29 protein-coding genes are annotated in these 24,917 nt (G+C 67.3%); 11 read left to right on the forward strand and 18 right to left on the reverse strand.

Annotated elements, in window-relative coordinates; translation table 11 throughout:
* Positions 1-2: 2 nt before the first annotated feature.
* From A8M77_RS03305 to A8M77_RS03325, 5 genes are all read right to left on the reverse strand, one after another.
* Positions 3-365, reverse strand: a complete 363-nt coding sequence (locus A8M77_RS03305; protein ID WP_086920115.1) for a phenol hydroxylase subunit P4 — start codon at positions 363-365, stop codon at positions 3-5.
* 77 nt (positions 366-442) lie between these two features.
* Positions 443-1,996, reverse strand: coding sequence for an aromatic/alkene/methane monooxygenase hydroxylase/oxygenase subunit alpha (locus A8M77_RS03310; RefSeq protein WP_086920116.1), 1,554 nt, complete (start codon positions 1,994-1,996; stop codon positions 443-445).
* Between the two features lie 51 nt (positions 1,997-2,047).
* Positions 2,048-2,347: an MmoB/DmpM family protein gene (locus tag A8M77_RS03315; protein WP_086920117.1), complete on the reverse strand. Its 300-nt coding sequence runs from the start codon at positions 2,345-2,347 to the stop codon at positions 2,048-2,050.
* Between the two features lie 32 nt (positions 2,348-2,379).
* Positions 2,380-3,375, reverse strand: a complete 996-nt coding sequence (locus A8M77_RS03320) for an aromatic/alkene monooxygenase hydroxylase subunit beta (RefSeq protein ID WP_086920118.1) — start codon at positions 3,373-3,375, stop codon at positions 2,380-2,382.
* 40 nt (positions 3,376-3,415) lie between these two features.
* Positions 3,416-3,751, reverse strand: a complete 336-nt coding sequence (locus A8M77_RS03325; protein ID WP_238136694.1) for a phenol hydroxylase subunit — start codon at positions 3,749-3,751, stop codon at positions 3,416-3,418.
* Positions 3,752-4,135: 384 nt separating this feature from the next.
* On the opposite strand from A8M77_RS03325, the gene A8M77_RS03330 reads away from it, so the two are divergent.
* Together A8M77_RS03330 and A8M77_RS03335 are read left to right on the forward strand one after the other, a co-directional pair.
* Complete coding sequence (locus tag A8M77_RS03330) at positions 4,136-5,569, forward strand: flavin-containing monooxygenase (RefSeq protein WP_086920119.1); 1,434 nt, start codon at positions 4,136-4,138, stop codon at positions 5,567-5,569.
* Positions 5,566-6,690, forward strand: coding sequence for a hypothetical protein (locus A8M77_RS03335; RefSeq protein WP_086920120.1), 1,125 nt, complete (start codon positions 5,566-5,568; stop codon positions 6,688-6,690). Before A8M77_RS03330 ends, A8M77_RS03335 begins: the two co-directional genes overlap by 4 nt.
* Here the strand turns inward: A8M77_RS03335 and A8M77_RS37155 are convergent.
* Positions 6,687-6,815, reverse strand: a complete 129-nt coding sequence (locus tag A8M77_RS37155) for a hypothetical protein (RefSeq protein ID WP_272947415.1) — start codon at positions 6,813-6,815, stop codon at positions 6,687-6,689. The two genes, A8M77_RS03335 and A8M77_RS37155, sit on opposite strands and share 4 nt — an antisense overlap.
* A gap of 205 nt (positions 6,816-7,020) precedes the next feature.
* The gene (locus A8M77_RS03345; protein ID WP_086920122.1) at positions 7,021-7,425 is read right to left on the reverse strand and encodes a RidA family protein; all 405 of its coding nucleotides are present in this window, start codon (positions 7,423-7,425) and stop codon (positions 7,021-7,023) included.
* Positions 7,426-7,569: 144 nt separating this feature from the next.
* On the opposite strand from A8M77_RS03345, the gene A8M77_RS03350 reads away from it, so the two are divergent.
* Positions 7,570-8,508 (forward strand): LysR family transcriptional regulator, encoded by a 939-nt coding sequence (locus A8M77_RS03350; RefSeq protein WP_086920123.1) that lies wholly within the window; start codon positions 7,570-7,572, stop codon positions 8,506-8,508.
* On the opposite strand, the gene A8M77_RS03355 is transcribed toward A8M77_RS03350, so the two are convergent.
* The 6 genes from A8M77_RS03355 to A8M77_RS03380 form a co-directional block, all read right to left on the reverse strand.
* Entirely contained in the window at positions 8,480-10,156 is a 1,677-nt protein-coding gene (locus A8M77_RS03355) for a sigma-54-dependent Fis family transcriptional regulator (protein WP_086920124.1), read from the reverse strand. The genes A8M77_RS03350 and A8M77_RS03355 overlap by 29 nt on opposite strands.
* 114 nt (positions 10,157-10,270) lie before the next feature.
* The gene (locus A8M77_RS03360; RefSeq protein WP_086920125.1) at positions 10,271-11,497 is read right to left on the reverse strand and encodes a porin; all 1,227 of its coding nucleotides are present in this window, start codon (positions 11,495-11,497) and stop codon (positions 10,271-10,273) included.
* Positions 11,498-11,519: 22 nt separating this feature from the next.
* Positions 11,520-12,488, reverse strand: a complete 969-nt coding sequence (locus A8M77_RS03365; protein WP_086920126.1) for a quinone oxidoreductase family protein — start codon at positions 12,486-12,488, stop codon at positions 11,520-11,522.
* Between the two features lie 28 nt (positions 12,489-12,516).
* On the reverse strand, positions 12,517-13,485 hold the full coding sequence (locus A8M77_RS03370) for a Bug family tripartite tricarboxylate transporter substrate binding protein (protein ID WP_086920127.1): 969 nt from the start codon (positions 13,483-13,485) through the stop codon (positions 12,517-12,519).
* An 18-nt stretch (positions 13,486-13,503) separates the two neighbouring features.
* On the reverse strand, positions 13,504-14,562 hold the full coding sequence (locus A8M77_RS03375; protein ID WP_086920128.1) for a 3-keto-5-aminohexanoate cleavage protein: 1,059 nt from the start codon (positions 14,560-14,562) through the stop codon (positions 13,504-13,506).
* A 35-nt stretch (positions 14,563-14,597) separates the two neighbouring features.
* Entirely contained in the window at positions 14,598-15,446 is an 849-nt protein-coding gene (locus tag A8M77_RS03380; protein WP_086920129.1) for a TauD/TfdA dioxygenase family protein, read from the reverse strand.
* A 122-nt stretch (positions 15,447-15,568) separates the two neighbouring features.
* Here A8M77_RS03380 and A8M77_RS03385 point away from each other — a divergent pair, with 122 nt between their 5' ends.
* The 3 genes from A8M77_RS03385 (at position 15,569) to A8M77_RS03395 (ending at position 18,093) form a co-directional block, all read left to right on the forward strand.
* Positions 15,569-16,582 carry an AraC family transcriptional regulator gene (locus A8M77_RS03385; protein ID WP_086920130.1) on the forward strand — a complete coding sequence of 338 codons (1,014 nt, stop codon included), beginning with the start codon at positions 15,569-15,571 and terminating at the stop codon, positions 16,580-16,582.
* A gap of 49 nt (positions 16,583-16,631) precedes the next feature.
* On the forward strand, positions 16,632-17,240 hold the full coding sequence (locus tag A8M77_RS03390; RefSeq protein ID WP_158100874.1) for a Crp/Fnr family transcriptional regulator: 609 nt from the start codon (positions 16,632-16,634) through the stop codon (positions 17,238-17,240).
* Between the two features lie 304 nt (positions 17,241-17,544).
* Positions 17,545-18,093, forward strand: a complete 549-nt coding sequence (locus A8M77_RS03395) for a hypothetical protein (RefSeq protein WP_086920132.1) — start codon at positions 17,545-17,547, stop codon at positions 18,091-18,093.
* Between the two features lie 12 nt (positions 18,094-18,105).
* On the opposite strand, the gene A8M77_RS03400 is transcribed toward A8M77_RS03395, so the two are convergent.
* Positions 18,106-18,423, reverse strand: coding sequence for an ArsR/SmtB family transcription factor (locus A8M77_RS03400; protein ID WP_086920133.1), 318 nt, complete (start codon positions 18,421-18,423; stop codon positions 18,106-18,108).
* A gap of 374 nt (positions 18,424-18,797) precedes the next feature.
* Between A8M77_RS03400 and A8M77_RS03405 the strand changes: the two genes are divergently transcribed.
* Together A8M77_RS03405 and A8M77_RS03410 are read left to right on the forward strand one after the other, a co-directional pair.
* Complete coding sequence (locus tag A8M77_RS03405) at positions 18,798-19,769, forward strand: zinc-dependent alcohol dehydrogenase family protein (protein WP_086920211.1); 972 nt, start codon at positions 18,798-18,800, stop codon at positions 19,767-19,769.
* 62 nt (positions 19,770-19,831) lie between these two features.
* Positions 19,832-20,173, forward strand: a complete 342-nt coding sequence (locus A8M77_RS03410; RefSeq protein ID WP_086920134.1) for a nuclear transport factor 2 family protein — start codon at positions 19,832-19,834, stop codon at positions 20,171-20,173.
* On the opposite strand, the gene A8M77_RS03415 is transcribed toward A8M77_RS03410, so the two are convergent.
* Positions 20,170-20,442, reverse strand: coding sequence for a cupin domain-containing protein (locus A8M77_RS03415; RefSeq protein ID WP_086920135.1), 273 nt, complete (start codon positions 20,440-20,442; stop codon positions 20,170-20,172). The genes A8M77_RS03410 and A8M77_RS03415 overlap by 4 nt on opposite strands.
* Before the next feature lie 36 nt (positions 20,443-20,478).
* Positions 20,479-20,877: a hypothetical protein gene (locus A8M77_RS36010; RefSeq protein ID WP_158100875.1), complete on the reverse strand. Its 399-nt coding sequence runs from the start codon at positions 20,875-20,877 to the stop codon at positions 20,479-20,481.
* Between A8M77_RS36010 and A8M77_RS03420 the strand changes: the two genes are divergently transcribed.
* From A8M77_RS03420 to A8M77_RS03430, 3 genes are all read left to right on the forward strand, one after another.
* A complete protein-coding gene (locus A8M77_RS03420; RefSeq protein WP_158100876.1) occupies positions 20,876-21,724 on the forward strand; it encodes a DMT family transporter in 849 nt (282 codons plus the stop codon). The genes A8M77_RS36010 and A8M77_RS03420 overlap by 2 nt on opposite strands.
* 79 nt (positions 21,725-21,803) lie before the next feature.
* Complete coding sequence (locus A8M77_RS03425; protein ID WP_086920137.1) at positions 21,804-22,382, forward strand: GAF domain-containing protein; 579 nt, start codon at positions 21,804-21,806, stop codon at positions 22,380-22,382.
* Positions 22,383-22,640: 258 nt separating this feature from the next.
* Entirely contained in the window at positions 22,641-23,348 is a 708-nt protein-coding gene (locus tag A8M77_RS03430; protein WP_086920138.1) for a hypothetical protein, read from the forward strand.
* A 53-nt stretch (positions 23,349-23,401) separates the two neighbouring features.
* Here the strand turns inward: A8M77_RS03430 and A8M77_RS03435 are convergent, their stop codons facing one another.
* Both A8M77_RS03435 and A8M77_RS03440 read right to left on the reverse strand, forming a co-directional pair.
* Entirely contained in the window at positions 23,402-24,211 is an 810-nt protein-coding gene (locus A8M77_RS03435; protein ID WP_086920212.1) for an FRG domain-containing protein, read from the reverse strand.
* Positions 24,212-24,272: 61 nt separating this feature from the next.
* Positions 24,273-24,818, reverse strand: a complete 546-nt coding sequence (locus A8M77_RS03440; RefSeq protein WP_086920213.1) for a MarR family winged helix-turn-helix transcriptional regulator — start codon at positions 24,816-24,818, stop codon at positions 24,273-24,275.
* Positions 24,819-24,917 lie beyond the last annotated feature (99 nt).

Consider the following 24,917-nt stretch of genomic DNA (forward strand, 5'->3'; position numbering starts at 1 on the left):
CCTCAGCTGCACGAGCCGCCGATGCCGGCGAGGCCGGGCGTGCGGAAGCGGATCACCGACTTGTGGACCAGGCCGTTGTCGGCCAGCGACTTGGCGGGATCGGGCGTGAAGGGCCGGCCGGAGTCGAACCAGCGGACCTGGCCCCAGTCGATCCGCCCGAAATCGGGATGGCTGCCGTAGACGCCGGGCAGCACCTCATTCAGCAGCGCGCCGAAGGGCATGTCCGGCGGCAGCGGCAGGCACACGGGAGAGCAGAAGAGCAGGTGGTCTTCCCACCCGATGTAGAGCAGGCGATTGCCGTGGAAGCGGTCCTCGGCATCGGCGACGGTGCCCCGGTAGCCGGGGGCGAGTGCAACGACGGGCATGTGGGTCTCCTTGTTTTCGGGGTGAGCGCTGCCCGCGCCGTGCATCGCTGCACGGCGTGAGCGTCGTGTGATGAGGGTCAGGCGGCCTTGGGCTGCAGGTCCTGCCCGGTCCAGCGTTCCCAGTTCGCGCGGTCCGGCGAGCTGTTGAACTCGCCGCTGTCGACACCGGGCTCGATGTGGTAGTACTGCAGCACCGCGGCCAGCGGGTTGAAGCCCTCCACCGTCGGGTCGGTGCCCTCGGGGAAGCAGTTGCCCTGGTAGATCTGGTGCACCGGCAGCCAGGCCTGCACGTACTTCTCGGGCTCGCCGTCGAAGATGTCCTTGCAGCCGTCGGAGCAGAAGTGGTGCTTCATGCCGTGGTAGGTGCTTTCGCGGTAGCAGATCTTCGTGGGGTCGTCCGGCTCGGTGAAGGCCATCGGGATCTGGCAGGTCTGGCACAGCATCGGCAGTGTGTTGTTGAACCAGCGCTTGCCTTGGCGCTCCTGCTGCGCCAGCCATTCGAAGCGCGGGCGGTACAGGCGGTCGAAGGTCTCGGGGTATTTCTCCGAGAGCCAGGTCATCTCGTCGGGCTGCGGCACCCAGACGTTGATATTGGCGGCGTGCCCGTAGTTGTTGAAGATCGCCCAGGCCTCGTGCGAGAGGCGCGACTTCTCCTTGGTGGCGACCTCGTGGTACTTGGGCATGCGGATGCCGTAGCGCGCCAGGTCCTGGAACAGCGCGCCGCCGTTCTTCTCGAAGTACATCTCCCAGGCTTCCTGCCAGCTCATGACGCGCTTGGGCAGCATGTAGTCCATCATCATCGCCACCAGCGTGAGCAGGCGGTAGCCGCGCCAGAACCACTTGTCGACCCACTTCTGCACGATGGGCACGTTGTCCGGGTCCTGCTCGAGGATGAACTTCACCACCTCCAGCCCCAGCGTCATGTGGCGCGACTCGTCGCTCTGGGCCGAGAAGCCGAAGGTGACGGTGGCCATGTCGCCGTTGTAGGCCGCGCCGCTCATGAAGGGCATGAACAGCAGGTTGGTCAGCACGTACTCGAAGGAGAAGGAGATCGCGGTGATGAACTCGAAGGGCCCCGCACTCATCGCGTCCTCGAAGTAGCTCTTGGGCACCGACAGGTACCACACGCGGTCGTGCATGTGCTGGGGGTCGTGCAGCCCGTGGAAGTACTTGTTGAAGTGGCTGATGGTGTGGAACTGCGTCTGGCAGTGGCGCAGCTCGTCGATGGACTGCATCTGGCAGGCCACGCGCGCGCCCACGCCGCGCAGCGAGCGCCCGGCCATCGCGTAGCCGCGGTGCGCCGCGTATTCCAGCGGCGAGACGCCGGTGAGGAACAGCTTGAGCGTGTTCAGGTAGCGCGGGTCGCTGACGTTGAACTGGCCGTTGTTCTGCTGGAAGGCGTCGATGATCGCGTAGAGCTTCTTCTCCTTCTCGCCCTGGAACTTCCAGTAGGCGTCCATGGTGAGGCGGAAGGGGTCTTCCCAGCGGTCCCAGTCGTGGATCCTGATGCCCTCGAACTGGTCGTAGGGGAAGACCTTGTCCATCGGCTGGTAGCTGGTCTCCCAGCCCAGGCCGCGGGTCATCATGGCGTAGCGCTCCTTCAGGCCGAGGCGCTTGGGGGTGGTGGTCATGGCGTGGTCCTTGTGTTCTCGTGTGTTCGGCGCTGCGCGTGCGTTCCGGGCTCAGGCGCCCCAGTGCAGGGTGAATTCGTCGTCGCTTTCCTCGATGTTTCCGGACAGCGAGATCAGGCTCAGGTGCAGCTCCTGCGTGTCCCAGCGCCGGCCGACGCGAGCCTCGACGCTCTCGCGGCGGATCGTCAGGCGGCCGGGGGCGTCGATCTTCACCATCGCGGGGTACTCGCTGACGTTGGCTTCCGGGTTGTCGTCGACGATGGCCTCGACGATGGCGCGCGCGGACTCGCTGGTCTGCAGCGCGATGAACACGGGCGCGCGGTTCGCGGCCTGCGGGGCGGGGATGCTCATGCGTGTCTCCTTCGGTGAAATGGGATTCGGCCTCAGCCCTTCAGGCCCAGGCGGGCGGCGCGTGCGTCCAGCTCGGCGCGCACCTCGGCCAGCACGTCGGCACCGGCAGCGCCGAAGGCCAGCGCAGCCAGCGGCTCCAGCCCGGCGGCGAGCGTGTCGCGCCAGTGCGCGTACCACTGCGCGATGTGCGCTGCGTTCGCGGGGGACTCGCCGGCGGCGGTCTTGACGGTGGCATCGACCCAGCGTGCCGTCTCGTCGAACCACTCGTTCTGGAACTCGGTCAGCATCGCCAGCGCGTGGCCGGTGGCGGCGCCCTGCGCGTTCGCGTAGCGGCGGTACAGCAGCGGGTAGACCAGGCCGTCCGCCACCAGGCATTGCGCGACGAAGAGCTCGAACCAGTCGGCGGTGACGAACATGTCCTCCAGCGCGCGGCGCAGGCCCTGCCAGGCCGGGTGCTCGAGCCAGGCCTTCTTGCCGGCGTCCAGCGCGGCGCCGGAGTTGCCGTCCAGCTGCAGCCCGACGCGCGAGACGTACTGCGCGATGCCCAGCCGGTCCATCGCCGCGAAGATGAAGGGCTGCGTGATCGCGGTGCCGTAGCCGTAGCCGCAGCAGTAGCTCATGTTCATGTTGGCGCCCCACTCGTAGTGGCGCAGCGGCACCAGCACCTGCTGGAGCGACTCGCGCGCCGAGGCATCGATCACTGCCAGCAGGCCGCGCTTTTCGGCGAACTCGAACTGGCGGTCGGCGCCTTCCTGCTGGCGTGCCCGCGTCATCGTGTAGACGCCGTAGTAGTAGTGGCGCGGGTCCTTGAAGGTGTACCAGTCGGCCATCTCGATCGCGGTGCGTCGCCTGTCGTACAGCTCGAACTCGGGCTGCCACAGCGGGCGGTAGTGGAAGTTCGCGGTCGGCTGCATGTCCAGCGTCGCTTCCTGGTAGCGCGAGGCCGGCTTGTTGCCGAGCCGGCGCGCGACGTGCGAGAAGGTCTGCCGGATCGGCCGGATGTCGGAGGTCTTGATGTCGACTTGCACGGGGTGTCTCCTGTGTGGGGAAAAGAAGGAAGAGGGGAATTCAGTGGTCGATGCCCGGCGCGCCGTAGCGCCACTTCATGCGCTCGTAGTCCAGCCGCGCGCCGTCCTCGGGCGAGAGCTGCTGCACCGCATGGCGGGCGCAGAACTCGCGGAACTGGTCGAACTGCAGCACCAGCTCCACGGCCAGCTCGGGGTCGCCGATGGCGAACTCGAACTCGACGAAGCGCGCATCGCGTGTTCCGGTGACGCGCACGTAGCACGCCTGGCCGGTCAATCGGGTACCTTCGCCTTTGGCCGCGGTATTCGCCTTCGGAACGGCCGTGCGGCTCATGGCGCCGGCGCTGCGTGGATCGCTGGGCTGGTTGGAGGGCTTCACTTGTTCAATCCATCACTTGAGGGTCGGCAACCGCGCCGCCCTGGCCTAGAGGGGCAACGGCCGTGCCAGCGCGGCTAAGTGATTGATTTGCAAAGGGGCGATCCGCCCGCGGCGCGAAGCTGCGGGTTCTCCCGGATCATGGGTTGATCATTTGCTGCGCTGCAGCTTGATCAAATGGTGAAACGGGCGGGGGAAGCGCTCTTCCGAGAACGCGATCGGGCGAGAAGCCTCGTCGTGCAGTTCGCCGCGCTGCGCGCCTAGGCAAGGCCGGCGCCGGGGCCGGCGATACACGCACGCGATGCATGGCCTTAAGATCGTCTCGCGCCGGGGATGCAGCCATGAGCCCCCGGGGCGACGCGTCGAACGAGGCGGAAGCTGGAGGCCATGACACGAGTTGCGATCATCGGTTCGGGGCCGGGCGGCTTGGTCGCGGCGCGCTACCTGCAGTCGGAAGGCTTCTCGCCCGTCCTGTTCGAGCAGGCACCGGTGCCTGGCGGCCAGTGGAGCGGCGACCCGTGCTGCAGCGGCGTCTGGCCGTCCATGCGCACCAACACGAGCCGTGTGCTCACCCAGTTCAGCGACCTGCCGCATCTGCCGGGGCTGGCCGTCTATCCCTCCAACCGCGAAATCGGCGACTACCTGCGACGCTACGCGGAAACCTTCGATCTGCCGGCACGGATGCGCCTGAACACCGCCGTGCGCGAGATCGCGGCAGTGCGCGGCGGCTGGGCCGTGCGGCATGGCGTGCAGGAGGAAGTCTTCGAGAAGGTGGTGGTCGCGACCGGCCGCTACCAGCGTGCGGAGATCCCCGACGTGCCGGGCCTGGCGTCGTTCTCGGGCAGCGCAGGCGTCGCGCACACCAGCGCGTACAAGCATCCGGATCGGTACCGCGGCAAGCACGTCCTCGTGGCCGGTTGCGCCATCAGCGCGCTCGAGATCGCGAGCGACCTGTGCATGATGGGCGCGGCGCGCGTGGTCGCCTGCAACCGGCGGCAGCGCTACGTGCTGCCCAAGCTCAAGGCCGGCGTGCCGACGGACCATCTCCTCTTCACGCGCGACCAGGCGCTGGCCGAGGCGTCACTGCCGCGCAGCGAGTTCGGCGCCAGGCTGAAGGCGCTGGTGCTGGATGCAGGCGGCAGTCCCGAGCAGTACGGCGCGCCCCGGCCCGCCGACGACATCTTCGAAGCCGGCCTCACGCTGAGCCAGCACTACCTGCCCCTGGTCGCCGAAGGCCGTATCGAGGTGCGTCCGTGGTTCGACCGCGTCGAAGGCACGCAAGTCCGGTTTCAGGACGGCGGGGTGGAGTCCTTCGACGGCATCCTCTTCGGCACCGGCTTCGCGCTGCACATGCCCTTCCTGGATGAGCCGATCCGCCGCACGCTCAACCTCGGCACGCAGCGCATCGACCTGCATCGCCACACCTTCCATCCGCAGTTGCCGGGACTCGCCTTCGTGGGTCTGTGGGACCAGGCCGGGCCGTTCTTTCCACCGCTCGAGCTGCAGGCGCGATGGATCGCCTACACGTGGAGCGGTGCCGTCGCAGCCCCGACCGCCGACGAAATGGAAGAGAGCCTCGCGGCATGCCGCGCCCGTGGCGATGTGCCGCAGAAAACCAGGATGAACCTGGTGGCGCTCTCCTTCGCGCGGGCCGCGGGCGCGGAGCCCGATCCGAAGCGCTGGCCCGCGTTGAAGCACGCGCTGCGCTTCGGTCCGCTCGCGCCCGTTTCGTTCCGGCTGCAGGGCCGCGATGCGCTGCCGGATGCCGCAGCCCGGTTCGCCGCCGATGCCGCGGCGTGTCTGGTACAAGCAGGCCCATGACCGTCCCGCTCGCGGCTTCCATCATCGACCTGGCGCTCGGCCTGGCGCTCGGCGCCTCCGATCCGGCCGCCGGCAACCGCTGCTCCCTGGAGGGCCTGGCCTTGTCGTCGGGACCGGATGGCGTGGTCGAGATCCGAGCGAGCAAGCTGGAGGCGGCGGCGCTTCGGCTGGCGGTGGGCCCGCTCGTCATGGAGCTCGATCGCGTCGCCGTCCACGAGCTGGTGGCGGGGCTGCGGACCGAGGCCGGTGCCATGCGTCTGTCTGTCGTCGAGGCAGCGCAGGTGGAGTTCTCCGGCGTGAAGCTGCACGGCCCCCTGGTCGTGCCGGCCGCCATCCGTCAGGTGTGGGATGCCACGCGCACTTCGGCCGGGTCGGCGTCGCCGGCCGCGAGTGCGGCGCCGGCCGCTGCATGGTTCCTCGGCCCGCTCGGCGACGCCGAAGGCACGGTGCGCGGGGAGATCACCGACGCGCATCTGCTGTTCGATGCCGACGTGACCGTGCCGATCCGTTTCGGCCAGGTCGACTTCAACGACGCGACCGTCGAGCACGTCGGGCCCGACTCGCGCATGGGCGTGAGCCGGATGGGCTTCTATGTCGATGCGCCGAACGGGCGCAGCTATCTGTACCAGTTCGCCTCGGCGCCGCTCGCGGGCGTGGAGTTCGAGCGCCGCGGGGCCTTGCTGAGCCCGTGGGTGTCCGAGCGCGGCAAGCTGCGGCTGCAGCCCTTCGTCGAATCGATGCTGCGCCTGGGCAGCGGCGGGCCCGGGCCCGGGCTGACCGAGCAGGCGCGGCTGCTGCTGGGCCGCACCGCGCTGTCGGGCGAGCTGCAACTGGGCGATGGCAGCCTGGCGATGCCCGGCCTGCAGGCGCACCTGGAGGGGCGCGGCGAAGGCCGCAACGCGGTGACCTTGCATTCCCAGGCCGTGGGCCGCGGCCTGGGCGTCGAGATGGAGTCGGTCTCGGCCCGCGACGCGGCGGCGAGGTGGATGAGCGCCCGGCTCGCCTGCGAGAGGGTCGCCGCGCGGCTGAAGCTCCAGCTCCTCGTCGAAGGCCCGCAACTGCGCTTCGCCCTCGAACTGGCGGACGGCCGGCTCACGCGGCCGCGGCTCGAACTGGCCTAGAAATCCCTCCAGGCGGTGGTCTGGTCGCGCGCCGGCGTGCCGTTGCGACGGACCGCCGGCTGCGCAGCCGGGTCGACGAAGAGCAGCACGGCGCCCGCGGCGAGCGCAACGATCGCGAAAAGCATGCCGAGTCCGAAGACGTAGACGAGCCACGCAGCGCTTGCGGCACAAAGCAGAAGTGAAAACGCCTTGACCATGCAAGTAGTTTGACCCGCGGTGGCCAATCACCGGTGTGACCAAACTGGCGAAATCGGCGCTAAACAACGAAGCAGTCCAAATGGACTGGTGGCGTGTCTGCCGCCGCAAGGCTTCATTCGTCGGCGCGCTGGATCAGCCCTGACCCGGCTCCGGGAGCTTTGCGATCACCTTGATCTCGAACTGGAAGCCATAGAGCCACGTCACGCCGATGCCGGTCAGCGTTGGATGCGGCGCCTTGCCCCAGTACTCGGGAAACACCTTCCAGATCGTGTCGAACGTCGATTCGGGGTCGACGATGAAGACGGTCACGTCGACCACGTCGTCGAAGGTGCAGCCCGCAGCGGCGAGGATCGCATTGAGATTGTCGAATGCGAGGCGGACCTGTGCCTCCAGGTCGGGCTCCGGCGAGCCGTCCTCGCGGCTGCCGACCTGCCCCGAAACGAACAGGAAGCCATTCGACCGGATCGCCGGCGAATACCGGTTTCTTTCATAGAGCGCCTGGCGCCCGGCCGGAAAAACAACGTCGCGTTGAACCATGGATTTGCCTTCTTGAAGGGGTCGGCCCCGACCCGGTGATGACGATGAAGGGACTTTAGCGACCCATCGTTCCCGGATAAACGGGCAAGGCCAACAATCACTTTTTGCAGAATCCAAACAATCTTCGAGATCGATGGAGCAGAGATGGACCGTTTCGATGCGATGCAGGCATTTGCCCACGTGGTGGAGGCACGCAGCTTCACCAAGGCGGCCGAGGCGCTCCACATGAGCAAGACCAGCGTGACACAGCTGGTGCAGCAGCTGGAAGCAAGGCTGCGTGTCAAGCTGCTCAACCGCACCACGCGCCAGGTCAATGTCACGGCCGACGGCGCGGTCTACTACGAGCGCGTGTTGCGCCTCCTGGCCGACATGGACGATGCCGAGACCAGCCTGTCCGGCGCTTCGGCGTCACCCCGAGGCCGGCTGCGGGTCGATGTGCCCAGTCCACTGGCGCGCATGATCCTGGTGCCGGCATTGCCGGCATTCCATGCGCACTACCCAGACATCCAGCTCGACATGGGCGCGAGCGACCGCGTGGTGGACCTGATCGGCGAGAACGTGGACTGCGTCGTGCGCGGCGGCAAGATCACCGACCAGTCGCTGATGGCACGCCAGGTCGGCGACCTGCAGCTCGGGGTCTACGCGGCGCCGGGCTACCTGGACCGCGCCGGCACGCCTTCGCATCCGCGGGAGCTGGAAGAGACGCATCACCGCATCGTGGGCTTCCTCCGGTCACGCAAGGACAGGATCTTTTCGTACGCCATGCGCCGCGACGGCGAGCGCATCGAAGTGCAAGGCCGCTACGTGTTCGCGTTCGACGACGGCAACGCCTACCTCGCGGCCGGCCTGGCCGGCCTGGGCGTCCTCTGGCTGCCGCACTACATGGCCCGGCCGCATCTGGCGCGCGGCGAGCTGGTGCCGTTGTTCGAGGACTGGCGCCTCGATCCGATGCCGCTGTACGTGGCGTTTCCGCCGAACCGGCATGTCAGCGCGAAGCTGCGCGTGTTCATCGATTGGGTCGCGGAACTGATGGCGCAGCATGCGCCGGCCGGCCTCAGGACGCGGGAAGCCCTTCCTTCTTGAGCCGATAGGCCAGCTGCGGCCGCGTGATGCCCAGCAGCCGCGCGGCCTGCGAGAGATTGCCTTTGGCGCGCTGCATGGCCGCGCGCATCAGCCGCTGTTCCAGCGCCGCGATGTCGATGTGCTGTTCCAGCACCTGCTCGCACAGCGCATCCAGCATGCCGGCGGTGCCGTCGTCGTCGGCGCAGAGCTGGCCGCGCTCGTCCACGTGGCTGCGGCCGGCTGCCTCGCCGGCGGCCGTGCCGGGCGGCGTGATCCACAGGTGCGCCGCCTCGATCTCGCCGTGGTCGGGCGCCAGCAGCACCGCGCGCTCGATCACGTTCTCCAGCTCGCGGATGTTGCCGGGCCAGGCGTGGCGCAACACCTCGCGCATGGCCTTGTCGGTCAGGCCGCGCAGCTTCTTGCTGTAGAGCGCGCTGAACTTCTCGATGAAGCGCACCACCAGCGGCGGGATGTCGGCGGTGCGCTCGCGCAGCGGCGGGATGGTGATGGGAAAGGTGTTGAGCCGGTAGAACAGGTCGCTGCGGAAGCGGCCGGCCTGCATCGCCTGCTGCAGGTTGACGTTGGTGGCGGCGACGATGCGCACGTCCACCCGCGTGGGCTGCTCGGCGCCCAGGCGCTCGATCTCGCCGGTCTGCAGCACGCGCAGCAGCTTGACCTGGGTGGCGGGCGGCAGGTCGCCGGCTTCGTCCAGGAACAGCGTGCCGCCGTGCGCGCGCTCGAAGCGGCCGGCGCGCGCGTGATGGGCGCCGGTGTAGGCGCCTTTTTCCACGCCGAAGAGCTCGGCCTCGATCAGCTCATGCGGAATGGCCGCGCAGTTGACCGCGATGAAGGGCTGCTTGGCGCGCGGTCCGTTGTCGTGCAGCCAGCGCGCGAACAGCTCCTTGCCCACGCCGGTCTCGCCCAGCAGCAGCACCGTGATCGCGCTGTTGGCGGCGCTGCGCAGCAGGTCGAAGGCGGCGCGGAATCCGGGGGAGACGCCCACCAGCTTCTGGTCGTACTCGCGCCGCGGCTGCAGGCTGCGGATGTGCTCCAGCCCCAGGTTGAACTCGATCAGCTTCTCGGCCACGTGGTGCTGGCGGAAGTAGTCCAGGTAGCGCGGGTCCTGCCAGTCCTCGGCCGGCTGGCCGACGATGCGGCAGCGGCTGTCGCCCATGCTGGTGCACTCGATCTCCTTGTAGACGATCAGGCGGCCGACGAAGGCGCTGGTGTAGCCCGAGGCGTAGCCGATCTGCGACCAGCACTGCGGGTCTTCCCCGTAGCCGAACTCGGCCACGTGCGCCTCGCATTCCCAGGCGTTCTCCCAGATGAACTCGCCATGGAAGCGCCGTGCCGCGATGTCGATGTCGATGTGCACCTTCTCGACGCTGACGATGCCCTCGATGGAGTGCAGCTGCGGCCCGAGCATGAAGGCGTCCTCGGTGCGCATGCCGGCGTTGCGCGCCTTGGCCGCCATCTCGCCGTCGCGCTGGCCCGACGCGAAGCCCATGCGCACCAGCAGGCTGCGGGCGCGCTCCACGCCGAGGGTGTCCAGCAGCTCCTTGCGCAGCTCGGCGAAGGCGCGCGCATGCAGCAGCAGCATGCGCTGCTCGTCCAGCCAGATGTGGCCCGAGCCGGCGCTGAAGCGCAGGAGCGAAAGCAGATCTCCCACGTCCTGTGTCTCCTATCGGTAATTCCTGGGGCGCGGTAGATGCTAGCAGCAAGGGGCGGCTTGCTGGCGGCCCGCGCCGCGGGGCCGATGCCGGAGCGGACGAGGGACGCCGCCTCAGAACGCGTGCCGGATGCCGAAGTCGTACCCGACGGCCCGGCGCGGCTCCAGCCCGCCGGTGCTGACGTACCCCGGCTGCGGGAGGATCGCCCGCACGCTCAGCACCATCGGCGTGACGCCCATCACGGCCGGGTTGTTGCGGCCGTTGCGGATGTCGATGCGCGCGACCGTCGCGTACAGCGCGGTGCGCTTGGACAGGTGGTGCACGTAGCCCAGCGCGAGCTTGTCGACCGTGGCGTCGCTGCCCGGCAGGTCGTTGCCATTGTCGAACTTCACGCGCCCGTACGACGCGCGGATGACGCCCGCGCCGACCGGCACGTTCACGCCGGCCACGACGCCGTCGTAGCGGTCGGTCAGGCGCGTGGCCGAGGGCGCGGCACCGTCGCGGACGTCGCGCACGCGCGACCATTCGCCGAAGACCTTCACCACGCCGAGGTCGTAGCTGCCGCCGATGTTCAGGCTCTTGATCTTCTCGGCGGTGGGGACGGTGCTGGACAGGGTGCTCTCGCCGTAGCCCAGCGCCACGTCGGCCTTGCCGTCGGTCCAGCCCAGGCGTGCGCCCGCATAGCGGCCCCGCCGCGACGCGCCGCCGGCCGTGCTGCTGTCCTCCACGTTCTCGTGCAGGGCGTACTGGGCTTGCCCGTAGAGGCCGCCCAGTGTCGGGGGCAGGAAATAACTGACGGCGTTGCTGGTGCGCAGGTAGCTGTCGGTGCCAGCGGAGAGACCGCCGTTGAGCAGCCCGCCGGTGGCCAGCGCGCGCACGGCGGCGAGGTTGCTGTTGACCACCGCGATCAGGTTGGTGCCAACGCCGTTGACGCCGAAGGGATCGAACACCGCGTCGTTCCAGAAGGAGGCGGTGTAGTCGCGTCCCAGGCGCACTTCGCCGAAGGGCCCCGACAGGCTGACGGTGGAGCGGCGGCCGAAGTTCGCGATGCCGCTGGCGCCCGTGTCGTTGGCCACCGGTGCCTCCAGCCAGAAGCTGGCCGCCAGCCCGCCGCCCAGGTCTTCGGTGCCCCGGAAGCCGATGCGGCTGGAGTTGTAGCCCGAGCTCGACAGCGCCGTCTGGCTCTGGGTGACTTGTTGCGGCGGCGTGGCGCCCCAGGAGCGGCTCTTCGTCGTGTAGCGGCTCACGCCGGCATCGACGACGCCGAACAGGGTGAGTGACGATTGGGCCGCGGCCGTGCCGGCGGCAAGTGCGGACAGAGTCAGGACGAAGTGCTTCATCGGATGGACTTCCTTGTTCACCTCAGGGCACCAGGATGGTGGAGCCGGTGGTCTTTCGGCCCTCGAGCGCGTGGTGTGCCTCGGCCGCATCGGCCAGTGCGTAGACCTGCTGGGGCTCGCTCGTGATGCGCCCGGCCAGCACATGGCCGAACAGCTCCGCGGCCATCTCCAGCATGTGCGCGCGCGGATGGATGTAGTGCACCATCGCCGGCCGCGTGAGCCAGATCGACTTGGCGGCCAACTGCCGCGTGTCGATCACCACCGGGCCCGACGAGGTGCCGTTGCTCACCAGCGTGCCGCGCGGCTGCAGGCAGGCCAGCGAGGCCTCCAGCGTGTCCTTGCCGATCGAGTCGTAGACCACCGGCACGCCCTGGCCGCCGGTGATCTCGGCGACGCGCTCGGCGATGTTCTCGCGCGATGTCACGATGGTGTGCGCGCAGCCGTTGGCCCGGGCGAGCGCGGCCTTCTCGTCGGTGCTGACGGTGCCGATCATCGTGACGCCCATGGCGCGCGCCCACTGGCAGGCGATCAGGCCCACGCCGCCGGCGGCCGCGTGGTAGAGGATGGTCTCGCCACCCTGCAGCGGACGGACCTGGCGGAACAGGTACTGCGCCGTCATGCCCTTCATCATCAGCGTGGCGGCGGTCCGGTCGGAGATGCCGTCGGGCAGCGGGATCAGCACGTCCGCCGGCATCACCCGCACCTGCGCATAGGCGCCCTGCGGTCCGATCAGGTAGCCGACGCGGTCGCCCACGCGGATGTCCGTCACGCCGGGGCCCACGGCCTCGACCACGCCCACCGCATCGGAGCCCAGCCCGTTGGGCAGCGCGAGCGGATAGCGGCCGGTGCGGAAGTAGATGTCGATGAAGTTCAGCGCGATGTAGCTGTGCCGCACGCGCGCCTCGCCGGGGCCGGGGTCGCCGACCTCGACGTCCTGCAGCTGCAGGACCTCGGGACCGCCGGTCTCGCTGAAACGGATGGCCTTGACCATGGGAATGTCTCCAGTCGTTGTGGTGTCTTCAGTTGAGCTTGATGCCGAAGGTCCTGACGATCTCGGCGTTGCGGTCGTACTCCTCCCGCAGCTCGCCCTGCGCCTGGGCCAGCGAGCGCTCCGCCATCGGCTCGAAGCCGACGCCGACCAGCCGCTCGCGCACGGCGGGGTTGGCCGCCACTTTCTGCAGCGCCGCGTGGATCTTCTCGGCCAGCGGGGCCGGCATCTGCGACGAGGCGATCACCCCGACCCAGTTGCTGAAGTTCAGCTCCGGATAGCCGAGCTCCGCGAGCGTGGGCACGCCCGGGAAATCGGGCAGGCGGGCCTTGGCCGCGATGGCCAGCAGGCGCACCTTGCCGGCGGCGATCGGCGCCTTGGACGTGACGGCGCCGTCGAACATGAGCGGGATCTGCCCGCCCATCACCTGGGCCAGCGCGGGCGCCGAGCCGGGGTAGGGCACGTGTTGCATGTCCAGCCCCGCCGCCTTGTTCAGGATCGCGCCCGCGTACTGGGAGGCTGTGCCGGCGCTGTAGGAGGCGAAGGACACCTGGCCCGGATGCGCCTTCACGTAGGCGATGGCTTCCTTCGCGTCCTTGGCGGGAAACTGCGGCGAGGCGATGAAGAGCATCGACGAGCGCGCCATCAGCGACAGGGGCTTGACGTCCTTGAGCGGATCGAAGCCGCCCTTGAGCACGTGCGGCACCTCGGTCAGCACGTTGCTGGCCGTCACCATCAGCGTCTGGCCGTCGGCCGGCTGCGCGAGCAGGTACCTGGCGGCGATGGAGCCGCCGGCGCCCGGCTTGTTCTCCACCACCACGGGCTGGCCGATGTCACGCGAGAGCTGGTCGCCCACGATGCGCGCCATCACGTCAATGGTGCCGCCCGGCGGCGCGGGCACGATCATCTTCAACGGCTTGTCGGTGAAGGCGGCTGCCGGTGGCGCGCCCAGTACGGCGAGGGCTGCGGTCAGCAGGGAGGCGATGGCGGCGCGCTTCATGGTCGTTCCAGTACGGGTTCAGGCAGCCTTGCGCAGGAAGCCCTGCTGGGCGCCGTTGCGGTTGGGCGCGAAGCCGTTGGCGAGCAGGGTCTCTTCCACCGTCTCGTAGAAGACGCCGATCTTGCAGATCTCGCGCGCCTGGGCGGCCGTGGCGATGGGCCGGCCGAACTCGCGCGAGATGCGCACCAGCTGCTCGATCTGCGCCACCGTGCCGATCTTGGCGGTGCGCGACTGGTTCCAGAGGTTGTCCTCCGTGCCGCAGCGCACGTGCAGGCCCATGGCGATGCCCATCATGTTGACCGGCAGCACGTTGAGCACCGAGCTTTCCACCGTGAGCATGGCGCCGTCGGGCACGGCGCGCACGAAGTTGGCCAGGTTGTAGATGTTGGGCGCATCCATGCCGCCGCCGATGGCCACCCAGTTGAGCGCCAGCGGGCCCCTGTAGATGCCGCGCCGGATCAGCCGCTCCACCGATTCGAAGCTGTTGATGTTGTAGCACTGGAAGGCGCTCTGGATGCCCGCGGCCGACAGGCGCCGGATGTGCTCCTCGGCCCAGCCCGGCTGCGCGGGCACGGTCATCTCCTTGTAGGCGTTGAAGACGGCCGGGTCCTCCATCGAGGTGCCCTGGATGTCGCGCAGGTCGAACTGCTCCAGGATGTTCATCTGCGAGGTGTTGACGGTCACCGTGACCTGGTCGGGCTTGGGGTCGAGCTCGGCCAGCATGTGGCGCGTGTCGTCGCTCAGCCACTTGGCGGCGGCGCCGTCCGTTTCCGGCGCGAAACTGATGGAGCCGCCCACCTGGATGATCATTTCCGGCACGCGCTCGCGCACGCCGGCGATCAGCTCGTTGAACTTGGACAGGCGCTTGCTGCCCTTGCCGTCCAGTTCGCGCACGTGCAGGTGCAGCACGGTGGCGCCGGCGTTGTAGCAGTCCACCGCCTTCTGGATCTGCTCTTCCATCGTCACGGCGATCTCGCCGGGGAAGTCCGAGGGCAGCCACGAGGGCGCGTAGGGCGCGGCGGTGATGACCAGGGGCTGCTGGTTCTCGGGGAACAGGTGGCCGTCGAGGAAGTTCATGTCGGGAGCTCCGTGAATGTGCGATCGAGGGTGGGTCAGGCGGTCGGCGTGCCGACGATTCCCGCGCGTTCCATCTTGCGGTGGCAGGGCGGGTAGTCCATGACGGCGTAGTGCTGCGTGGCGCGGTTGTCCCAGATCGCCACGCTGTCCGGCTGCCAGCGCCAGCGCACCTGGTACTCGGGGATGGCCGCCTGGCTGATCAGGTACTGCAGCAGCGACGACGCGCCCTGGGTGAAGTCCTGCCCGTAGCGCACGTTGGCCGGGGTGTGGAAGTTGGTGAAGTGCGTGGTGAAGCCGTTGACGAACAGCACCTTCTCGCCGGTCTCGGGATGGATGCGCACCACGGGATGCTCGGCATCCGGGTACTGCTGCCTGAGCGCCAGGCGCTTCTCGATCGGCATGGCCGCGCCGAAGGTGCACTCGATGCTGTGGCGGGCGCGCAGTGGCGCGATCAGGTCCTTGACTTGCTCGGGCAGCCGCTCGTAGGCCAGCGCCATGTTGGCCCACATCGTGTCGCCGCCCACCGGCGGACACTCGATGCAGCGCAGCACGCAGCCCATGGGCGGCACCTCGCGCCAGGTGGCATCGGTGTGCCAGCTGTTCTCGTAGCGGTCGTTGGGCGCGTCAGGGGTCTTGTAGATGCGCACCAGCCCGGGGTGCTCCGGGTCGCTGCCGGCCACGGGGTGGTCCTCCAGCTCGCCGAAGCGGCGGGCGAAGGCCACGTGCTCCGCGCGGCTGATGGCCTGTCCGCGCAGGAACAGCACCTTGTGGCGCAGCAGCAGTGCCTTGATTTCGGCGAACAGGTCGTCATCGCGCGCCGCATCGGCCAGGCTGACCCCCTTCAGCTCCGCTCCGATGGCGCAGGTCAGCGGCTCGATCTTCATTCTGTTGTCTCCTTGGTGGGTGTGGAGACTGTAGAAGCCGGGGCCTGTTCCGGCTTTGCATTTGATGCCAGTCGCTTGACATTTCATGCCAGAATGAATCGATCACGAGGCAAGGCTCGACCATGGTGGCTCTGGTGCGCGCGGCGGCGCTGACGAACTTCTCGGAGGTGGCCCAGGAGCTCGGCCATGACCCGGCCGCGGCCCTGCGCAGGGCGGGGCTCCGGGCGGCGCTGATCCGGCAGCCGGACCAGTTGATCGAGGCGGAGCGCGTCGCCCGGCTGCTCGAGGATGCGGCGCGCAGCACGGGTTGCGAATCCTTCGGCCTGCGCATCGCGGCGCGGCGGCAACTGTCGAACTTCGGCGTCGTCAGCCTGCTGCTGATGCACCAGCCCACGCTGCGCCAAATCCTGCTCACGCTCATCGAGCACCTGCATCTGCTCAACGAGCGGCTGGCGATCCAGGTGGAGGATGTCGGAAGCCTCGTCGTCCTGCGCGAGGAGCTGGTGATGGCCGTCGATGCGCGGCAGTCCATCGAGCTGGCGATCGGCGTCCTCTACCGCATGGGCGAGGCGCTGCTTGGCGAGCGCTGGCAGCCGGTCAGCGTGAGCTTCACCCACGGCGCGCCGTCCAGCCTCGGCTTTCACCGCCGCTTCTTCAAGTGCCGCGTCGAGTTCGACGGCGGCTTCAACGGACTGGTGTGCCGGGCCGCCGATCTGGACGTGGCCAACCCGGCGGCCGATCCCGTGCTGGCGGACTACGCCAGGAAGATGATCGCGGCGCTGCCGGGTGACCGGCAGCGCGCGATCGACCAGGAAGTGCGCAAGGCGATCTATCTCATGCTGCCGGCGGGCCGGGCTACGTGCAAGTCGGTGGCGCAGGGCCTGGGGATGAGCGTGCGCACGCTGCAGCGCGAACTCGATGGGCGGTCGCTGAACTTCAAGCAGCTGATCAACGAGGTCCGGCAGGAGCTGGCCCCCCGCTACGTGGCCAACAGCCGCTACAGCCTGGGCGAGGTCGCCGCGATGCTGGGCTACAGCACCCACAGTGCATTCACACGGTGGTTCGGCGTCCAGTTCGGCTGCGCGCCCGATGCATGGCGCAGCCGGCAGTTGCACACGCGCAAGAGCCAGCCCTAGCCGCCAGCCCCTTCGACCCCTCCTCGCCCACAAGACGGAGCCCCCCGACATGCAATGGACAGAGATCTTCGGCTACCTCGGCGCGCTGCTGACGCTGACCACCTTCTCGATGAAGACGATGGTCCACCTGCGCATGGCGGGCATCGTGGCCAACCTGGCCTTCATCACCTATGGCCTGCTGGGCCCGGTCTACCCGGTGCTGCTGCTCCACCTGGCGCTCCTGCCCTTGAACCTGTGGCGTCTGCGGCAGTTGCTGCGGCTGACCCGCCAGATCGAGGCGCTCACCGGCAGCCAGCTCTCTATGGACTGGCTCAAGCCCTTTTCGCGCCACCGTGCCGTCCGGGCCGGCGAAACGCTGTTCCGGCGAGGCGACGCGGCGGAAGAGGTCCTGTTCGTGCTGGGCGGGCGCTTTCGCGCGGTCGAGGCCGACGTCGCCGTGGGGCAGGGCGAGGTCATCGGCGAACTGGGCCTGCTCAACAGGGAGCACAGGCGCACACAGACGGTCGTGTGCGAGCAGTCGGGAACGCTGCTGTGCGTGACCTACGACGAGGTGCGGCAGATGTACTACCAGAACCCGCGCTTCGGTTTCTTCTTCCTGGAGCTCGTGGCGGAGCGGCTGATGCGGGACGTCCAGCGGACGGCGCGCCCCGCCTCGTGAGCGCGCGCGTGGACGAAGTCCCCCGGATGGGCCTGGCTGGGCATCACGCCGCTCGTGGCCTTGATGCCGCCGTTGGCGCTACTTTCTCGAATACTTGCTCCTGGCCAGTGAACCTTCTCCTGTCTGGTGTCCCGTGGCCTGCGTCTCTATGATCCGCGCCCACCAATGAGGTGAATGCGGCAGGCGGACGCCGCCGCTTCTCTCGTTGGGTCGCGCCGCTGCGCACCACCGAGCGCAGCGAGAAGATCAAACAACCAGGGATTTCCATGACAGGCGCGCACGGGTCGTGCGGGCCGCGTGCGTCGTGCTTCAGGCCTCGCTGCTGGCGATGCCTGCCAGTGCCGGCACCATTCGCACCGAGTACGACGTGATGGGCCAGCCGATCGCCATCACCGATGCTTCAGGCCAAGTCACCCGCATCCAGCGTGACCTCCTGAGCCGCCCCACGCTCATCACCTATGCCGACGGCCAATCCAGCACGCTGGTCTATGGCGTCGGCGCCCATGCGAAGGGCTACCTGAGCTCCTTCACCGACCGCAGCGGCAGCACCACTTACACCCGGGACATCTTCGGCTGCGTGGTCACCAAGACCCAGGTACTCGCCAGCGGGCTGAGGCAGCAGGTCGGCTATGGCTACACCGCCGCTGGGCAGCTTGCCAACAAGCGCTATGACGGGCAGTACTTCGACAAGGAGTCGGGGCTGCACTACAACTACCTTCGAACCTGCTGCCCTACGTGCGGTCGGTACACGCGTTCCCTCGCTGCGGCGCTTGCACAACCTGCTGTCATGGCGCGCCTGCATGACGCTGGCTTGGTCACTCTGCTTCTGCTCGTGTTCGCTCGTGTTTCATGAGTCCGGAAAGACTCACAGTTCCGCTTTCAGGCGGGCGAGCACATTGTTGATGGCCTTTTCATTGCGCTTGTAATAAGACCACTTGCCGCTTCGTTTGGCGGTGACCAAGCCGATGCGAGCAAGGTCGGCCAGATACTTGGAGGTTGTCGAGAATGCGAGGCCCTGGCCAGCTTGTATCGATGAGACGCAAACGCCATCCAACACCGGATCACCTTCGTCTTGCGGCGGAAAGCTGGTTCGAGGCGACTTGAGCTTGCGCAGAATCTCCATACGCTGCTCATTGGCCAACACGACAAGGATTTCGACGAGGGGAACCTGCTTATCGTTCATCAGTCAGCTGGTTCATGGCTTCACGCGGGGTGTTCGTCTAGTCGATCGTTGAAGTAACTCTAGCAGCTTCCGGAATTTGAAGCGCAGACTCATCCGGCCTTGCCCGGCTCCATTCCCCTGACGACCGAGCGAGGTGGCGCCTGCGTGCTCCATACGCAAATGGAAATGTCCTCCCGGTGATAGGGACTGCACCCCGCGCATAGACCTTGACGCTGAAAAGGGATTGACGTGCCGAGCTGTCATTTCGAGAAACGTCGATACAATGAACTCGTTTTCAGCCGATGTCCGACTTCGTTGAAGTGCATCCCGCCATGTCGCGGATGCTCTTGCGGGTTGCATCGCGAGTCGTTGACCCCCCATATCGAGGTATTGAAATGAAAGCGATCGTTCTGAAGAAGTTTGGTGGTCCTGAGAGCTTCGAGCTGCAGGACGTGAAAATCCCTGAAGTTGGAATCGGCGAGCTGCTGGTGCGCGTCATCGCCACGGCCATCAATCCGCTCGACTACCAGATCCGCCGAGGTGACTATCCGGACTATGTCCCCCTGCCCGCCATCATCGGGCATGACGTATCGGGCGTGGTCGAAAAGGTGGGCCCGGGCGTGGCCGACTTCGCAGTGGGGGACGAGGTCTTCTACACACCGCAGATCTTCGGACCGAAAGGAGGCTCGTATGCCCAATATAACGTTGTGCCCGAGACGTTGGTGACTCGCAAACCTGCAAACCTGACGCACGAAGAGGCGGCCTCCACGACGCTTGTCGGAGGGACCGCCTGGGAGGCCCTCGTCACACGGGCGAGGCTGCGGCCGGCCGAGTCCGTATTGATCCATGGTGGCGCGGGTGGTGTCGGCTCCATTGCCATTCAACTGGCCAAGGCGATGGGTGCAACCGTGTACACGACGTGCAGGGAACGCGATCAGGCATTCGTTCGCGAATTGGGCGCAGACCACGCCATCGATTTCACCTCTCAGGATTACATCAAGGAGATCGCTGACCTGACCGGGAAGAAAGGCGTGAACGTGGTGTTCGACACCATCGGCGGGATGACTTTGAGCCAGTCGCCTCATGTGCTCAGCGATGCGGGCCGTGTGGTGTCGATCGTCGACCTGGCCACGCCGCAGAACCTCGTCGCGGCATGGGGGGTGAACGCCGAATACCACTTTGTCTTCACTCGCCAGAATCGGGGCAAGCTGCTTGCGCTCAAGACGCTGCTGGAAAGTGGCCGCGTCCGCCCGATCATCGGAGCCAAGTTTTCTCTGGAACAAATTCCCGAGGCGCATTCCGTTTTGGAACGCGGTGAAGTCGACGGCAAACCGTTCCACGGCAAGGTGGTGATATCCGTTGCTTGATCGACCCATGTGCCTGTGGCTCGAACGCTTCGATCATCGAGCGATGTTGAAGGAGTTCATGAATGGTGACGACCGAAGAAGTTCTTGCGAGCCACGAGGCTGCGCTTGGCGAACAGCGCCCCGACAAGCTCTCGCGCCACTACGCGGACGACGCGGTGTTGATCGTCAATGGAGCCGTCCACCGTGGCCCGAGGCAGATTGCGAACTTCTACGCAACGTTGATCGGTGATCTGCCCGACGCCATCTGGCGAACCAATATCGCGGTGATTCAGGACGATTTGGCATATGTGGAATGGGCATGTGTGTCTGCTACATCAAGCGTCAAGTTCGGAACTGACACTTTCGTGGTGAAGAACGGCCTCATCACCCGGCAGACGGCGAGCTTCTCGGTCACCGAGGACTAAGCGGTCATGCCGCCATGCCAATGCCTCACGTTCGGCGGACACCAAACCACGTCGCCGGCACGAATCTCCTGGATCGGCTTGCCACATTCCTGCGTGAGCCCGACACCCGCGGTGACGACTGATCGCTGTCCCGCCGGGTGGGTATGCCGTGCGGAGCGCGCGCCCGGCTTGAAGGTCACTTCGGCTCCCGATACGTTGAAGCCATCGCTTGCTGGCCAGACGGGCTCGATGCGGACACGACCCGTGAAGTATTCCGCCTTCCCGACCAGGAGGTGCTGGGCGCCCGCTCTACCAAGCGTCTTCCGTCACTGCAGATTCCGCCATCCGTGTCGGAGTTCGCAGGATTTGTGAATGCTGTTGTCGATATCGATCAACGCCAATAGCCTGGACGGTTGCACAAGCTTACGGCAGGTGAGGCAGTTGCCTTTCGCTATGTTGATCGAGTCCACCCAGGGCTTGAGGCAGACGAGGCACCACGCGAACAGCAAGGGCAACAACCGCATCGATTGAGCCAGCGCCAGCCGGGCGGCGGGGATGGCTCTAATATCGCCCCATGTACGTAGGACATTTCGCCTTCGGCCTGGCGCACGGCCCTCGCGCATGCTGCGCATCATCGCCCGGTTCGCGATGATCTCGCAGCCCTTGCCCTCCCATTCCTCCGCCCGCGCCAACGGCCGTGCCATCTTCGCGATGATCGGCGCCATGGCCTGCTTCGTGTCCAACGACGCGCTGGTCAAGCACGTCAGCCAGTCCATGCCCGCGGCGCAGCTCATCTTCCTGCGCGGGCTGATGGCTTCCGCGCTCGTGCTGCTGGTTGCGCACCGGCTGGGCGCGCTGCGGCAGCTGAGCGCGGTGCTCCATCCGCGGGTGGCGCTGCGCGGGGCGATCGATGCCTGCGCGACCGTGCTGTACCTGCTGTCGCTGTTCCGGCTGCCGATCGGCAATGCCACGGCCATCAATCTCGCCGCGCCGCTGTTCATGACGGTGTTCGCGGTGCTCTTCCTGGGCGAGCGTGCCGGCGCGGCGCGCTGGGCCGCCGTGGTGCTGGGCTTCGTGGGCGTGATCTGCATCGTGCAGCCCAGCGGGGACGACTTCAATGCATGGGCGCTGCTGTGCCTGCTCGGCACGCTGTTCCATGCGATGCGCGATCTGATGACGCGGCGCATCGACCCGGCCATCCCCTCGATCATCATCACGCTGGCGACAGCGCTGGCCGTCACCCTGCTGGCCGGCTGCCTGAGCCTGCTGGGCGAGTGGCAGCCCATGGCCGGGGCCGACCTGGCCCTGCTGGGCGTCGCGGCGGCCTTCCTCGCGTCGGGCTATTTCCTGCTGGTGCAATGCATGCGCACGGGCGAGGTGTCGCTCACCGCACCCTTCCGCTACATGGCGGTGATCTTCGCCATGCTGCTGGGCTACGCGATATGGGACGAGGTCCCCAACGGGTGGGCCTGGCTGGGCATCGCGCTGCTCGTGGGATCCGGGCTCTACATGCTGTACAGCGAGCGGGGCCGCAGCCGCGCGGCTGCCGCGCTGGATGCCCAGCCGGAATGATGCGCCCGGCCTGGTGCGGAGTGCTTGTCAGGCGCACGGCTTGCCCCTTACATTCGGCGCGAGCTCATGAGGATGGGAAATGGATACAGGCGGTGGCATCAACGGTGAGTCCGGCACGCGCGGGAGCGACTCATTCGGAGCGTTCGAGACGGCGCTGAGGTCCTTCGCGATCGTCACGCCGGACGCGGACGATGGACGGGTCGACCGGGCCGTGCGCGATGTCCTGCGCCTGGTGCGGGAGCACCTGGGCATGGACCTGGCTTTCGTCTCGTGCGTGCAGGGCGGTCGCCGCCTCTTCCGGAACGTGGATCCTCCACACGGCCTGGAGATCGTCGCGGAAGGCGCGTCGGATCCCGAGGAGGACAGCTTCTGCCGGCAGGTCCTCGACGGCCGGCTTCCGGAGCTGGTGCGGGACGTCGGCACGCACCCCGGACGGGACACGCTCCCCGTCACCCCGTTCCGGATCGGGGCGCACATGAGCACGCCGATCCAGCTGCAGGATGGAACCGTCTACGGAACGCTCTGCTGCTTCAGCTTCGCCGCGAACGAGGGCCTCGCGGACCGCGACCTGAAGCGCCTGCAGATGGCCGCCCAGATGACCGCACGCCTGATCGACCAGGCCCGGCGCAATGGGAAGGATGTGAGCCAGGTCAGGTGAGACGCAAAGAGGTGGCTTGCCTGGATCGATGTCGTGGCCGACGTCGGCCATCGCAGCTTCTCGATTGGCAACCCGCTGTCGTCTTGAAGACATGGAATCAGGGATTCCCATGACAAGCCATTCATGGCGCGCACGCGTCGTTCGTGCCGCGTGCGTCTCGCTTCAGGCCTCGCTGCTGGCGGTGCCTGCCCGCGCCGGCACCGCACACAAAATTCAGGACAGGCTCCGGGCAGCAGGGGCCGGCTCTAACATCGCGTCATGTACGTCGGACATTTCGCCATCGGCCTGGCGCTCAAGGCACGCCATCCGGATGTCCCCGCCTTGCCCCTGGTGCTTGGCGCGGGCTTCCTGGACATCCTCAACGGCCTCTTCATCGTCCTGGGCTGGGACCGCGTGGCACCGGATCTGCGCGCCGGGCCCTATCTTTTCTTCGACCTCCGCTTCATCGACTGGGACCACTCCCTGCTGGCCGCGCTGTCGTGGTCTGCGCTCTGGGGCGCGTTCTTCCTGCGGGACAAGCGGGTCGCGGCCCTGGCTTTCGTCGCTGCCTTCTCGCACTTCATCGCGGACTGGCCCGTGCACAACGACGACATGGCGCTGTATCCGTTCGCGCAGACGCACATGGGCTACGGGCTGTGGGGCAAGCTGGGCACCGCGTCCTGGGTGCTGGAAGGTGTTCTTGCCGCGGCCTTGATGGCGTATGCATGGGCCGCCAGCGCCCGCCGCGGGGTCAGCCTGCTCTGGCCTTCGATCGTGCTCGTCGTGCTGTTCGTGAGCCTGTCGCCCTGGCTCTCGCCGATGAAGTACGCAGCGGGTCTGAACGAACCCTGGGCGCATCTGCTGCACGGCACGCTGGTCACTGCCGGCTTTCTCGTGCCTGGAAGCCTGCTGACGTGGCTCGTCGGCAGGGAGGAGCGCCGTTCCACGGGCGCGTTCCTGCGGCGACCGGCGGCTTCGGCTTCGTGATCTCGGGCACGCGCGGGTGAGGTGTTGGCCGCGCTGCCGCGGCAAGCCGAGGGCTACGGCCTCTGAACGTTGGTGCGCACGTGGTATTCGGCGATCAGCCGTTCCCAGACGACCTCCAGTTCGTAGGCCATGGACCGGGCCAGGCCATCGAGATCGGGAAAGAGCGTCGCGTTCGTCACGTTCATGCGATACAGGGACTGCATCGCCTGCGCACGCATGTCCAGCGGCAGCACGTATTTGACGATCACCGGCTCGTCTGCCACGTAGCCATCGAGGATGCGGTGAAGGGGCTGGTCCAGCACGCCCGGCAAGACGAACAGGCCCGACTGCGCGACCAGCCGCTGATCCATCTCCAGCGGTTCGCCGAACCAGACGACGGGCAGCTGGTTCACCATGAAGTACTTCTCGAAGTTGCCCGCGACGCGCGGATCGATCACTTCACGCGTCAGCGCCGGATCGAATGACGGGGATGCCGACCACAACGCCGGCGTGTTGAGCGCATAGACCGCTGCGTCGGTGACCGCATCCTCGAGCGCGAAGAACGCCGCGACATACGGTGACTTGGTGAAGTCGAGCAATCGCGTGGGCGCGCCATGGTGTTGCATCAGCGCCAGGCAGCGAAGGTCGTCCTGCAGCGCGGCCGCAGAGGTGCGGTAGATGTGCGCCTTGCGACGGAACACGCGCAAGGACCGTTCCTCGCGCAGCGGCCAAAGCGTGGAATCGGGTGCGTAGACCTGCAGTCGCCGGGTGAGCGAACTCACCAGCGGCCACTGAGCCGACACTTCCCCGCGGAATGCCCAGCCTGTCTGAGCCTCGGTCAGCTCGACGAACTCGCTCCACTTCGACAGTCTTCTGACTTCCATCGTCCGGTCCATTTGGTTGTTGCTGCAGATGCACCGCAATGCACCGCGGATAGCGGTGCGGCTACGTGGGCTCGTTGCGCACGAGCCGTTGGCCGAGCTCGCGCGTCGAAGGCACACGTCGCTTCGTGCCTTCGGCGGCAGCTTCATCCTCGGCCAGCGCGGCGGTGATGGCCAGCAGGACCCGCCGGGTCGTTTCCACATCCTCGGCCGAGATGCCGCGCACGCTGATCTCGTTGACCTCCTCCGCGAGGGGAACCAGCTTGCGCTGCAACTGCCTGCCCAGTTTCGTCAGGTAGACATGGACCTTGCGGTCGTTGCCCGGCAGGTGCATGCGCTCGACATAGCCGAGCGTTTCGAGCGCCTTGACGGCGGTGAAAGTGGTCGGCTCGGTGATGCCGGCCTGGATGCTCAGTTCCCGCTGCGACAGGCCGTCGCGCAGCCAGAGTGCGCGAAGAACCGACCAATGGCCATATGACACCGCATGCGACGCCAGTCGCATCTGCAGGGCCCGGACGTACGCCCGGGCCGCATCCTTGACGATATGTGCCAGCCGCTCCTGCGTGTCTTCGGCTGAATCGGCTGGCGGTGGGGGCTGTCTGTCTCTCATGGCATGCAGGACCGGGTTCTGGAAGGCAGTGGCATCGGCGGCGCACAAGTCGCCGGCGAACGCGCGCGCACATGATAGATGCAGCTGCGCATCGCGTCG

Origin of the sequence: Variovorax sp. JS1663, assembly GCF_002157355.1 — a bacterium.
GTDB lineage: Bacteria > Pseudomonadota > Gammaproteobacteria > Burkholderiales > Burkholderiaceae_C > Variovorax.